Annotated in this window: 10 protein-coding genes; 2 read left to right on the forward strand and 8 right to left on the reverse strand. The window is 42.3% G+C overall.

What is annotated here, in order from left to right; genetic code table 11:
- Positions 1-2: 2 nt before the first annotated feature.
- From G588_RS0102780 to G588_RS0102805, 6 genes are all read right to left on the reverse strand, one after another.
- Entirely contained in the window at positions 3-1646 is a 1644-nt protein-coding gene (locus G588_RS0102780; RefSeq protein WP_022777239.1) for a glycoside hydrolase family 43 protein, read from the reverse strand.
- A gap of 10 nt (positions 1647-1656) precedes the next feature.
- Complete coding sequence (locus G588_RS0102785) at positions 1657-2379, reverse strand: rhamnogalacturonan acetylesterase (protein ID WP_022777240.1); 723 nt, start codon at positions 2377-2379, stop codon at positions 1657-1659.
- 114 nt (positions 2380-2493) lie between these two features.
- Positions 2494-3369 carry a carbohydrate ABC transporter permease gene (locus G588_RS0102790; protein ID WP_022777241.1) on the reverse strand — a complete coding sequence of 292 codons (876 nt, stop codon included), beginning with the start codon at positions 3367-3369 and terminating at the stop codon, positions 2494-2496.
- Positions 3370-3381: 12 nt separating this feature from the next.
- The gene (locus tag G588_RS0102795) at positions 3382-4338 is read right to left on the reverse strand and encodes an ABC transporter permease (RefSeq protein ID WP_022777242.1); all 957 of its coding nucleotides are present in this window, start codon (positions 4336-4338) and stop codon (positions 3382-3384) included.
- A 156-nt stretch (positions 4339-4494) separates the two neighbouring features.
- Positions 4495-6177: an ABC transporter substrate-binding protein gene (locus tag G588_RS0102800; RefSeq protein WP_022777243.1), complete on the reverse strand. Its 1683-nt coding sequence runs from the start codon at positions 6175-6177 to the stop codon at positions 4495-4497.
- 298 nt (positions 6178-6475) lie between these two features.
- Positions 6476-7978: a UxaA family hydrolase gene (locus G588_RS0102805; RefSeq protein WP_022777244.1), complete on the reverse strand. Its 1503-nt coding sequence runs from the start codon at positions 7976-7978 to the stop codon at positions 6476-6478.
- A gap of 285 nt (positions 7979-8263) precedes the next feature.
- On the opposite strand from G588_RS0102805, the gene uxaC reads away from it, so the two are divergent.
- Both uxaC and G588_RS0102815 read left to right on the forward strand, forming a co-directional pair.
- The gene (gene uxaC, locus G588_RS0102810) at positions 8264-9682 is read left to right on the forward strand and encodes a glucuronate isomerase (protein WP_022777245.1); all 1419 of its coding nucleotides are present in this window, start codon (positions 8264-8266) and stop codon (positions 9680-9682) included.
- Positions 9683-9686: 4 nt separating this feature from the next.
- Positions 9687-10709, forward strand: a complete 1023-nt coding sequence (locus G588_RS0102815) for a LacI family DNA-binding transcriptional regulator (protein ID WP_022777246.1) — start codon at positions 9687-9689, stop codon at positions 10707-10709.
- Positions 10710-10793: 84 nt separating this feature from the next.
- On the opposite strand, the gene G588_RS0102820 is transcribed toward G588_RS0102815, so the two are convergent.
- Positions 10794-11633, reverse strand: a complete 840-nt coding sequence (locus G588_RS0102820) for an AraC family transcriptional regulator (RefSeq protein WP_022777247.1) — start codon at positions 11631-11633, stop codon at positions 10794-10796.
- A gap of 236 nt (positions 11634-11869) precedes the next feature.
- Positions 11870-12835, reverse strand: coding sequence for a radical SAM protein (locus tag G588_RS0102825; protein WP_155830724.1), 966 nt, complete (start codon positions 12833-12835; stop codon positions 11870-11872).
- Positions 12836-12838 lie beyond the last annotated feature (3 nt).

A 12838-nucleotide genomic window follows, 5' to 3' on the forward strand; every position in this document is an offset into this window, starting at 1 on the left:
TCTCACAGCTCCCTTGTTTTAACAAAAAGAAAGTCAGCATAGCCATTTGAATTCCCTGTCATATCAGTACTTTTTGAAATCGCAAAAAGTCCGATTTTTGCTCCAACCCAGGTATGATCCGAAGGAGTGTAGTTAACTCCAAGATCGGTGTAGTCTAAGCCATCACCCTTTACCTTGATCTTAAGGGCAGGATTCTCTCCCGTAAGAGGACTATGCACATTCTGATAATACAACTTCTCAGATTCTGCCTCCTCATTAAGAGAGAAAGTAAGAAGGAACGTAAAAAGGGATCCTCTTCCGATTTTCTCAGCTCTTATCACCTTTTTAACTACCTCAATTTTATCAGCATCTCCGCCTTCGGACTCTGCAATTTTCAAAACAAACTCGTCATTATCGCCCTTTTCAAAATATGCGGCGACATACTGTCCTCCCGTCATACATATGCCGGCTCTCTCTCCGGCCTTGAGCCCCGAAATATCAACCTGAATCTCGGTTTCAAACACAGGAAAAACAAGTTTCTGAGTAAGTACGTTGGCACTTCGCCATATAATGGGATTTTCCTCACCGGAAACATTAAGTGCATTTAGCCTTAATCCATTTCTTCGGAAGTTTTTCTGCTGACAGAAAGCTTCTGTATGATTACCGAGCCACTGCCAGCAAAGTCCATAATTGCCTCCTACGAAATCATCTGAGGACTCAAGATACATCTTTTCCTCATCCCCTGCTCCCGTATCAGGCTTATCACGCTCAAACACAGGCTCTCCAACCTTATTCTCATCGGGATTAACGCCCACGATTGGCCAGCCATTATCCCAACTGACCGGCTGCAGATGACAGATTCTGCCATACAGCCCCCTGTCCTGGAAATGAATAAACCATTCATCACCATTTACAGTATCTACAAGGCCGCCCTGATGAGGACCGTTTATAACAGTATTACCGGTATGCATTACTTCTTTTATCTCATAGGGTCCATGAATATCTCTTGATCTGAGCACAACCTGCCAGCCGTCCTTAACTCCGCCTGCCGGTGCCCAGATATAGTAATAACCATCTCTTTTATAAACCTTGGGTCCTTCAATGGTTACCGCAGGGTGCTTCGGATCATTGCCGTCAAAAATAAAATGATCCTCAGATATAGCCTTAAGGCCATCCGGACTCATCTCAAAAACACCAAGAATACTCTTAAAGCCAATCCTGCTCTTGGCATAGCCGTGGATCACATATGCCCGTCCGTCATCATCCCATATCGGACAGGGATCAATAAGCCCTTTTCCTTCCAAAACACATACAGGCTCCTCCCATTCTCCGTAAGGGTCCTTAGTTCTAACCACAAAATAGCCCTCGTCCGGCATTCCGTAGTATATATAGAACATCCCCTCATGATAGCGGATTGAAGGCGCCCAAACTCCCTCCGAATGCCTGGGAATGTTGAATCTCTCTCCCGGGATATTCTTAAGCGCATAATTAACCAGCTTCCAGTTCACCAGGTCCTTTGACACCAGTATCGGTAGCCCCGGCGTATAGTTAAAGCTGGAGGCAGTCATATAATAAGTATCACCGACTCTTATAACATCAGGATCACTGTAATCCGCAAACAGTATCGGATTCCTGAATCTTCCGTTTCCCTGATCCGAATAATGCATAGCATCCCCCTTATCCGTTTATCTCAATTCTGCTGCTTTCATTTAGAGCTTCATCTTCAATGATCAGGCTGGAATAAGGCTCTCCCAGTCCTATCAGTCCTCGAGCCACCATTCCCGCATAGAGCATGGCACCTTCATATCTTAGATGTGAGTTGTCGTTCTTTCCCTCAGGAGCCCAGAGGACCTCGCCGGGAGCCAGATTCATATAATATTTCTTAGAAGCTTCATCTCCTGTTTTTTCAAGGAATTCTCTGCTCATGGTAAAAAGATCCACCACCGGCACCTCAAATTTCTCAGAAGCCTCCTTCATCCCCTTCACATACTCAGTATGCTCTGAAGGCTTAAGCTTTCCGTTTTCATCAAAAAGCCTTCTCTCCACCGAAGTAATGAAAACAGGATAAGCTCCCTTATTTCTGGCTACATTCACAAATTTCCCCAGGTTAGTTATAAACTCACCGTGAGGGTCAGTGTATCGGGCAGGATCATTGATCTTTTCATCATTATGTCCAAACTGAATAAAAAGATAATCTCCCTTTGAAATATCATTATAGATATACGCAAGTCTGCTCTCATCAATGAAACTCTTGGTACTTCTTCCGTTCACGGAATGATTAAATACCACTACATCCTCTCTTGTATATCTGTCAAAAGCCTGTGCGATTCCCGTCTGAGGGTAAGTTATATATTTATTGCTTGCTGCGGTAGAATCCCCCGCCCAGAAAATATGTCTCATAAAGCCTCCTCTTATAATTCCAAATATGGATAAAAAAAGACAACCTGCTAATAGTTTTTCATGAAAAATAAAGCAGATTGTCTTTTATCATTTCTAAAATAACCTTAGGAGTAATTACTCCTTAACAGCTCCAACGTTAACACCCTGAACGAAGTACTGCTGCAGGAAAGGATATGCGATCATGAAAGGAAGGATCGCACATACGATAGCTGCGTAATACAGTGTGTTCTGTGAAACCTTATAAGCTGTTGTGGGCGTATCACCGTCCATGATCATAACTCTCAGCTTGTACTGGAAGTTAACTCTGTCAGGGTTAGTGATATAGATCTGTACTGTGCTGTAATCGTTCCATACAGTTACCGCATACATAAGACCAATTGATGCAAGAGCTGCCTTGGAAAGCGGAAGCACGATCTTGAAGAAGATTCCCATAGGAGTGCAGCCATCGATCTTGGCAGCCTCGAAAAGTGATCCGGGAATTCCCTCGAAGAAGTTCTTCATAAGAACCAGGTTATATACGTTCATACCGTGCTTGATAACCAGGATCCAGATTGTATCTACAAGATGGAGCTGCTTCATAACAAGGTACTCAGGAATCATACCACCGCTGAAGATCATGGTGAAGAGCAGGAAGAAGGATAAGAAGTTTCTTCCGGGCATATCCTGCTGTGTAAGTACATAACCACCGAGTGTTGAAAGTACAAGACCAAGAAGTGTACCCAAAACAGTTGTAATAACTGAATTAAGGAATGGTCTGTAAAGTCTAACCGTTGTAAAAATTGTAAGGTATCCGTTAAATGTAAAGTCCTCAGGCCAGAATCTGAACTGATATACACCTACAGAGTTGAAGGAATCTACAAGAACCTTCCAAATAGGAATGAGAACTATTAAAGCAACTATAACGAATACTATGTAGTTAACCACATCAAATACATGTATTTTGGGCTTTTTAGCCTGGACATGCATTGTAGCCTGTTTAGCCTGTGCCATAATATCTCCTCCTTAAATAATTCCGCGTCCGCGGATCTTCTTACTTGCCCAGTTACATACAAGAACAAGTACGCAACCAACCAGGGACTTAAACAAACCAACCGCAGTTGTATATCCATAGTCCGGTATAGCAGTAAGGAATGTCTGACGATAGATATAAGTTGAAATTACATCGGATACGTCGAATACACGGTTGTTATATAAAACGAATACTGATTCAAACAGGTTAAGAACCTTAGCAAGATTAAGGATCAGTACGATAATTACCGTATTCATAAGTGCAGGTACTGTTACATACCAGATTTTCTGAAGTCTTGATGCTCCGTCAATGTCGGCAGCCTCATAGAGCTCAGGGTTGATTCCGGAAAGTGTAGCCAGGAAAATAACTGTTCCCCAACCTGTTTCCTTCCAGATATTGATCATATAGAAGATCGGTCTCCACATTGCTTTGGTGTGCAGGAAGTCGATACTTGTTGACAGAACTCCCCAGGACTTCAATGTCTCATTAACGAAACCTGTTGAAGACTTAGAAAGGAATAACTGGAAAATAGCGGCAACTACTGCCCAAGACATAAAGTGTGGCAAATAGATGATTGTCTGCAGTGTTTTCTTTGCAAACATGTTGTGCATCTCATTAAGGAAAACTGAAACCAGTACCGATGCAAAAGTTGTAATTAAAAGCTTAGTAATGGAAATCTGTAAAGTGTTACTAAAGGCAGTCCAGAACTCCTTCTTAGCAAACATTGTCTGGAAGTTCTTAAGACCAACCCAGTTAATGTTTCTGAGCTTGTACTCATAGAACGCATAACGTACACCAAGCATTGGCCAGTAATAAATAATAATTACGAAAACCAATACAGGTAAGAACATGAGGTAATAACCCAGATTATTCTTGATTCGTGTGCTAAGAGGTTTTTTGTTTATAGGAGCGCCGGTGGATGTCGTAACAGCATTTTGTTTCTTACTCATAGCAACCCTCTCCCTTTATTATCTAAATAACGTTCATATTACAGCTATATTATAGCAGATAAATCGTGAAATTTTCATAAAAATCCCACCCCCAATGAAGATATCGTATACCCCTCAGGGGTGGGAACTTAATCAAAAATTATTTTATTTCAGAAATTACTGAGCGTTGAGCTCATCAACGATCTGCTGAGCAAGATCGCCAACTTCTGCCTGATACTGAGCAATAGCCTCTTCAGGTGTGATCTCACCTGTTACAGCCTGGTTCATAAGAGTTGTCTTAAGCTCTACAAGTGTTGCCTCGTTCTCTGTAAGAGTATCGCAAGAAGCAGCTGCAGGAGCATCTACACAGTTCTCTGTGAAGAACTTGTTACCAGCCTGTACAAGCTCGTCGTTATCTACGAAACCGTTTGTAAGAGGAGCGATTACAAGTACTGGATCAAGGTGATTCTTCTTCCATACAGAGTTAGGATCGTTAGGAGCCTGCTTAAGGTGGAACTCACCATCAGCGTACTCATAATCCTTCTTCTTCTCAGGATCATCAGCGTTTGTTGTGAAGGACTCAGCCTTTGTTGACCAGTGAACATCCTCAGCACCATATGTCCAAAGTGTCTGAACCTTGTCACCGTCAAGCATTGTCTCAAGAAGTGCATCGAAGATAGCCTGCTCACGAGCGTTTGAGCCATCCTGATCGTCTGTGATTACCCATACAGGAGCTTCTCTGTTGATGTAGCCGCCCCATGTATCCTTGATCTCCTGAATAGGAGCAAGCTGTACAAGTCTGTCATCGCCAAGATCGTTGTCAACTTCCTGCTTTTCCATGTTTGTTGTAAGTGTTCTAAGCCATGTACCAGCCCAGTATGTGAATACACCTTCTGATGTTGACTGGTCGTTTGAGAAGAACTTCTCACGAGCCTGCTTTGTTCCGGCTTCCTCTGTATCAGGATCGATTACGCCATCAGCATAACCCTGAGCAAGTCTTGCAAGAGCATCGATTGTAGCCTGCTCCTGGAATCCGTCTACCCATACACCATCCTTCTGATAGAATGAAGGATATGCACCCTGCCAGAACTCAGGCATGTAGTTGATGTAAGGAGCCTCGTCAAGCTTACCGTAACCAGCAGCGATTACACCGTATGTGCCTGACTCCTTCTCATGGAATGCCTTAAGCATTGCATAGTAATCATCGAAAGTCTTGATGTCATCGATTGACATTCCGGCTGCATCGAGCCATGACTTCTTAACATAAGTTACGCATCCGTTTCCGTATGTAGGAGCGAAGCCGTAAAGGTGTCCCTGGTTGTCCTTCATGTTCTCGTTTACTGAAGGAAGAGTTACTCTTGACTGGAACTCAGCGTTTGCATAAGCATCAGCCATATCCCAAAGGAGACCTGTTGTCTGATACTGTCTGAGCATTGTAGCGCTCATGATAAGAGCATCAGGATAATCAGGATCACCGGGCTGACCAGTTGTAAGGAGACGTGAAACTGTTCCTGAATAGTCAGAGTGATCAAGCTGGTTGATGTTAAGTGTTATCTGGTGACCAAGCTTCTCAGATACAGCAGCTTCCCACTGCTCCTTGAATGCATCCTGGCCGTTCTCAACTGTAGCAGTAAGTGTACCGTCTACTACGATGTTAAGAGTCTCAAGTGTGAAGTCCTCAGCTGCAGCAGGTGTCTCAGCATCTGTTGTTGCAGGAGCTTCTGTTGCAGGAGCTTCTGTTGCTGTTGTGTTGTCAGCAGTCTGTGTGTCAGTTGTAGCAGGTGTTGTCTCGTTGCCGCAAGCAGCAAGAGAAGCTACCATTGCTGTTGACAGAAGTAATGATAAAGCTTTCTTTTTCATTTAATTTGTTCCTCCCAGTTAATTATTTAAATTAAATGTAAGCGTTTTCAATTGCTTATGTACGTACTTTAACATGTATTGAAAACCATTGCAAGCATGAATTTTGTTAAATTTCTGCCAGTATTGGTGATTTTTTCCGTGAAGTGCCGTTTTTACTGTATTTCCGTAAGTGCTTACATATCAAAAATTTACAAAAAAATCTTGCAAAAATAACACTTACATTTCCTCGAACTAAAAAAATAGACAAATTGTCATCGGAATTTAATACATTCCAATGTGCAATTTGTCTATCTGTTATTTACAGTGTTACGCCTCTCTTCCAGATGGCCATGTCGTGGAAGCCGGCTTCCTCGCTCTTAAGCTTCTCTCCTGAAGCGGTACGAAGTATCTTATCGAATAATTCATCAGTAAGTTCATCAAAGCTTCTTCCTTCAAGAATCTGACCGGCTCTGAAATCAATCCAGTTGCTCTTCTTCTCGGCAATTGTATTGTTACTAGCTATTTTCATAGTAGGAACAGGGCATGCAAAAGGTGTTCCTCTTCCTGTTGTAAAGAGCACGATCTGCGCTCCTGCACTGGCAAGTGCGGTTGCAGCGCAAAGGTCATTACCGGGTGCACATAACAGATTAAGTCCTGTAACATCGGTTCTCTCGCCATACTCCAATACATTCATAACCGGATAATCACCGGATTTCTGGGTGCAGCCAAGAGACTTATCCTCAAGTGTTGTGATTCCGCCTGCCTTGTTTCCGGGTGAAGGATTCTCATAAATGGGCTCGCCCTGCTTTGTGAAATAATCCTTGAAACCGTTGATCATATTTACGGTATCATTGAAGGTCTTCTCATCCTTACATCTATTCATAAGAATAGTCTCTGCTCCGAACATTTCGGGAACCTCGGTAAGAATAGATGTACCGCCGCATTCAACAATCCTGTCGGAAATTCTTCCAACAAGCGGATTGGCAGTAATTCCGGAGAATCCATCGGATCCACCGCATTTAAGGCCAATGATAAGCTTGGAAGCATAGGCTTCTTCTCTCTCATCCTTAGAAGCAGTCTCAATAAGCTCTGAAAGAAGCTCAAGACCATCTGCCATCTCGTCATCAGACTGCTGACATACAAGGAACTTCACTCTATCCTTGTCATATTCTCCAATATATGGCATAAGAACATCTATATTGCTATTCTCGCAACCAAGACCAAGAACCAGCACGCCGCCGGCATTTGGATGTTTGATAAGATCAGAAAGTATGGTTCTTGTGTGCTCCTGATCATCTCCTGTCTGAGAACAGCCATAGTTATGTGTAAATGCCACAACTTCATCAACGCTGCCCTTTACAAGCTTATTTGCCTTATTAGCCAGTGCTGTCGCGATATTGTTGACACAACCTACAGTAGGAATGATCCATACTTCATTTCTTATTCCTACGCGTCCGTCAGCTCTTACGAAGCCCTTGAAGGATGCTTTTTTAGATCCCATAAGAGTCTTCTTTTTCTCGATGTCTGCAGTGTCAGGCTCATATTTATACTCAAGGATTCCTTCAAGATTGGTCTTGATGTCGTGGGTGTGTACCCATCTTCCCTCGGAAATATCTTCAGTTGCATGTCCGATGGCATATCCATATTTAACAACATTATCATTAGAAGAAATAGACTTGATTGCCATCTTGTGGCCTGCAGGGATTTCCTCTGCAGCAGTTATTGTTCTTCCATCTGAAAGACTTACAGTCTCGCCCTTTGCCATGGGTTCGAGGCATACAATTACATTGTCTGTTGGATGAATCTGTAAAAATTTACTCATTTAACCTACCCCTTTTTACGAAAACAGAAGTTTTCTTACATTTTTATTTACATCTGCTTACATTTTTTACATGCTGAAAAATCAAATTATCAAACATACTAAAAAGTGCCATGTAAGCGTTTACACTTAAATCATATATTTAAAGTCCGGTAACGTCAATAAATTTTTGCTATTGTATTTAGTATTCACGTCCTGTATAATACCTTTGTAAAAAATATGAAAATGCTTACATGTATTTTTAACATTTTACAAAATAAAAATAAGAATAATTGGGAGGGTATGTAAATGAAGACTTTTATGGATAAAGATTTCCTTCTTCAGTCTGATGCTGCCAAGACTTTATATCATGATTACGCTGAAAATATGCCTATTCTTGACTATCACTGTCACATCAGCCCCAAGGAGATCGCCGAAGATCGTCATTTCGACACAATCACACAGGTATGGCTTGGTGGGGACCATTATAAATGGCGTTTGATGCGTGCCTTTGGTGTCGATGAAAAGTTTATGACAGGGGATGCTCCTGACAAGGAGAAATTCTTAATGTTCGCAAAATGCCTTGGCAAGGCCGTAGGCAATCCACTTTATCACTGGGCTCACTTAGAACTTCGCAAATATTTTGGTTACAACGGTGTTCTTAACGAGAAGACCGCAGAGGAAGTATACGATATCTGCAATAAGGTTCTTCAGTCACCTGATATGAGTGTACGTAAACTCATCAAGATGTCAGGAGTAACTCTTATCTGCACTACAGATGATCCTATCGACACTCTTGAGTGGCACGACAAGATCAGAGAAGACGCATCCTTCGATGTTAAGGTTCTTCCCGCATGGAGACCTGACAAGGCCAAAAATATCACTAAACCCGAATTCACATCCTACATCGCTACTCTTTCAGAGGTAAGCGGAGTTAAGATTGACTCCTTTGCTTCATTAAAAGAAGCTCTCAGAGTTCGTCTCGACTACTTCGCATCCAAGGGCTGCAATGTTACAGATCACGCTCTTGAGTATGTAATGTACAAACCTGCTTCTGATGAAGAGATTGAGAAGATCTTCGCAAGACGTATGGCCGGCGAAGAGATCAGCTATGAGGATTCACTTAAATATGAAACAGCCTTCATGCTCTTTGAGGGCGAAGAGATCAAGAAGAGAGACTGGGTACTCCAGCTTCACTTTGGTTGCAAGCGCGACAACAATACACCTATGTATGAGAAGCTCGGACCTGATACAGGTTATGACACTATCGCAGCTTACTACCCTATGGCTGAACTTGCAGACTTCCTTAATGCTCTGCACTGCAAGAATACTCTTCCAAAGACTATTCTTTACAGCCTGAATCCTAACGACAACAAGATCATCAACACCACCCTCAATGCATTTAACGAGGCTCCCGTTGTTGCCAAGATTCAGCAAGGAAGCGCATGGTGGTTCAATGATACCAAGCTTGGTATGGAGGAGCAGCTGGCTTCTGTTGCAGAGTCCGGCAACCTTTCAGGATTTGTAGGAATGCTTACAGATTCAAGAAGCTTTACTTCTTATACAAGACATGATTACTTCCGCCGTATCCTTTGCAATTACCTCGGATCACTGGTGGAGAACGGTGAATATCCTGCTGAGGATATGGATATTCTCGGAGAGATTGCCAAGGATATATCCTACAACAACGCTGTAAGATATTTCGGTTTTCCTTTAGAGACGGTATAAGCCCATGAGCGGCCAGATGACTATTTACGACATATCCAAAAAAGCCGGTGTGTCTATAGCCACTGTTTCCAGGGTGCTTAACGGCAGCACCAATGTTAAGCCCAGAACCAGAAAAAAAGTTATGGACATCATTGAGCAATACGGATACAAACCCAACGCTTTTGCCAGGGGCCTTGGTCTTAATTCAATGAAGACTATCGGTATCCTCTGTGCCGATGCCTCTGACCTTTATCTTGCAAAAGCTATTTATTACATCGAGCAGAACCTTCGCGAGAACGGCTATCATTCAGTTCTTTGCTGCACAGGTTACGAGATGCACCCAAGAAAAGAGTCCCTTAATCTCCTGCTCTCTCAGCATGTTGACTCAGTTGTAATGGTTGGTTCCAACTTCATCATGAACAACTCCGAGGACAACCAGTATGTAAGAGATGCAGCTGCAACAGTGCCCATCATGCTCCTCAATGCTGATTTTGATTGCCCCAATGTATATTGCACACTGTGCGATGACTACAAGGCAACTCAGGACGCCACAGAGAAGATGATTGCATCTGGAGTTAAGGATATCCTTTATCTGTATAACAGTAATTCTTACAGTGGACTTAAGAAGCTGGCAGGTTTCCAGAACGCTCTTCTTACACATGACATTCCACTGAAGAAACAGATGCAGCAGTGCTTCAAGGGAAGTCACGAAGACATCGATGGAGTTAAGAACTTTGTTGAGAACCTTTATAAAAAAGGAATCAAGTTCGACGGTATCGTAACAAGTGATGACTTCCTTGCCATTGGTGCCATGAATTTCGCAAGAGCTAACAACATCAGTGTTCCAAATGATCTTCAGATCATCGGATATAACAATTCTATCCTTACACTGTGTTCAGAGCCTGATATTTCTTCCGTTGACAACCGTCTGGAGGATATGTGTATACAGCTTGTTAAGACTCTTATCGGAACCTTAAGCCAGAGCGAAATGCCTCAGAAGACTATCTTCTCCGGAGAGCTGGTAAAGAGAGGTTCAACCCGTTTCTGATAACAGTTTGAAGTAAAATATAGAGGATTATGTAATGCAATTATTGCTTTACATAATCCTCTTTTTATATGTCTGTTCAGTTCCCTACTCTTCCTTGATAACATCCATATTCCTTCGATATTCCCTTGGAGAAACATGATATTTGGCAGAAAAACATCTGTTAAAAGTCCTCTGACTCTCAAATCCGGAATCATAACAAATATCGGTAATTGACTTATCCGTATGCCGCAGCAGCGTCTGTGCATAGTCAAGTCGGACTTCATTAAGGTACTGGTTAAAATTTCTATGAAAGGTCTTGGCGAACAGCCTTGATAAAGTAAACTGACTGATACCAAAATCATGGGCCATGGATCCAAGTGATACATCCTCAGCAAAATGTCCGGATATATAAGATACAGATTTGTAGATCAGATCCGTGCTACCAATCTCCGCCTTGGGAACCAGTTCCAAGAGCGGAAGGGACCTTGCCAGTAATATGTGGATATAGGAAAGGGCCAAGGCATTCTCATCCTTGGACAGCTGCGCTATATCCTGGTTCTCCTGTCCGTCGGCAAATTCGCTGCAGATGGCCTTAACTGCGTAAATGATGTCTTTATGCACCTTCTTTTTGGTTATGACCGGCTCCTTTGGACTTAGATTCGATATCTCATTCATATATCCCTGTGCAAGATTTGGCGATGTCAAAATATAAATTGCTCTGCTCTCTTCCTCAGAGAAAACCTGATAATGATGAACCATCTCCGGGAACACCACCGCAAAGTCCCCTTTCTCCATGGGATACAGGTTCTGCCCAACTCCAATCGCAAGACTACCCTGGGTTACATAAACAAATTCGATTGCTCTGTGGAGATGAGGCGCACTGTGAGTGCTCTTTCGCTGATATATTGTAAGGCCCAAACCGATATCTTTATATATAGGTAGCATGTATGTTTTCTCCTTTAAAATAGTCCGCGCAAGATTTGGCTACTTTTTTATCTTTTATGACGTGTATTATACAGTGCCAGATGGTAAAGTACAATATGTGAGCAGGAAGTAATAAAAAACATTTAATTTGCTACCCCATATTCATTTACCTTTTTATATATCATTTGTATAACCCCCCAACAAAAGAAGCCGGTACCCAACCGGCTTCTTTTACTATGCTAATAAATCTTAAGTATTCACACACCCTGACAGTCAAAATCCGGGATAAAGCTCTCTTCTGCCGTTTCCCCTACCTGCATAAAGCCATTTGATACACCCAGTTCTGAAGCATAATCTATAAGACTGTTATAATCACGATCAGTAACCTTCCTGTCTATTTCAGGGTAATTATCCAGTTCTCCGTTGGGAGTAAACTGATTCATAAGGCTGATGTAAACCTTATCTCCATACTTTTCATATAAATATTTAACTATCATTTTGGCCTGGATCAGCATTCCGGGCATCAATAAATGTCTTATCACTACTCCTCTTGATAATATATGCTCATCGTCAGAATCATCTTTATCATTAGAAGCATTTTCATAGTACCTGCGATTATTTATAGCATCGCGGAACAGACACTCAGGCTGTTGACGCACCATCTCATCAATGGCTGCTTTGGCCGTCTCAACATACCCGGGAGCATTACTGTATCTCACTGCATCCCGTTCTCTGATATACTTCATATCGGGCAAATAAATGTCTATAAGTCCATCCAGACTCTTTACCACATCTACATTAAGATATGATGAAGTATTCAGAAGAAAAGGAAGATCAAAGCCCTGATCCATGGCAGAAACAATAGCTTCTCTGACCGAAGGAATAAACATATCCGCGGTTACAAGATTTATATTATTGGCTCCTTTTTCTTTGAGTTCAAAGAAAATCTCCGTAAGCCTTGGAATATCTATGTGTTTCCCCACTTCTCCTCTGCTGATCTTCTTGTTCTGGCAGAAAACACAGCCCATATTACAGCCGGAAAAGAATACCGTGCCGGAGCCGGAGTAACCTGAAATACATGGTTCTTCCCATAAATGAAGGGCAGCCCTGCTTACGTGAAGCGTGCTGCCTTCTCTGCAATATCCTATCGTTTTATTCCTGTCTACCCTGCACATTCTCGGGCACAGAGTGCAGGAAGAATACTCCTGTATAATTTCACTCATAAT

The sequence above is a fragment of the Butyrivibrio sp. AE3009 genome, assembly GCF_000420845.1.
Lineage (GTDB): Bacteria > Bacillota > Clostridia > Lachnospirales > Lachnospiraceae > Butyrivibrio.

What these genes read in the sequence shown, in the direction of transcription:
- uxaC (WP_022777245.1), top strand. Translation starts at nt 8,264, where the DNA reads ATGAAGACTTTTATGGATAAAGATTTCCTTCTTCAGTCTGATGCTGCC.
- G588_RS0102825 (WP_155830724.1), bottom strand. Translation starts at nt 12,835, where the DNA reads ATGAGTGAAATTATACAGGAGTATTCTTCCTGCACTCTGTGCCCGAGA.
- G588_RS0102780 (WP_022777239.1), bottom strand. Translation starts at nt 1,646, where the DNA reads ATGCATTATTCGGATCAGGGAAACGGAAGATTCAGGAATCCGATACTG.
- G588_RS0102815 (WP_022777246.1), top strand. Translation starts at nt 9,687, where the DNA reads ATGAGCGGCCAGATGACTATTTACGACATATCCAAAAAAGCCGGTGTG.
- G588_RS0102785 (WP_022777240.1), bottom strand. Translation starts at nt 2,379, where the DNA reads ATGAGACATATTTTCTGGGCGGGGGATTCTACCGCAGCAAGCAATAAA.
- G588_RS0102790 (WP_022777241.1), bottom strand. Translation starts at nt 3,369, where the DNA reads ATGGCACAGGCTAAACAGGCTACAATGCATGTCCAGGCTAAAAAGCCC.
- G588_RS0102800 (WP_022777243.1), bottom strand. Translation starts at nt 6,177, where the DNA reads ATGAAAAAGAAAGCTTTATCATTACTTCTGTCAACAGCAATGGTAGCT.
- G588_RS0102820 (WP_022777247.1), bottom strand. Translation starts at nt 11,633, where the DNA reads ATGCTACCTATATATAAAGATATCGGTTTGGGCCTTACAATATATCAG.
- G588_RS0102795 (WP_022777242.1), bottom strand. Translation starts at nt 4,338, where the DNA reads ATGAGTAAGAAACAAAATGCTGTTACGACATCCACCGGCGCTCCTATA.
- G588_RS0102805 (WP_022777244.1), bottom strand. Translation starts at nt 7,978, where the DNA reads ATGAGTAAATTTTTACAGATTCATCCAACAGACAATGTAATTGTATGC.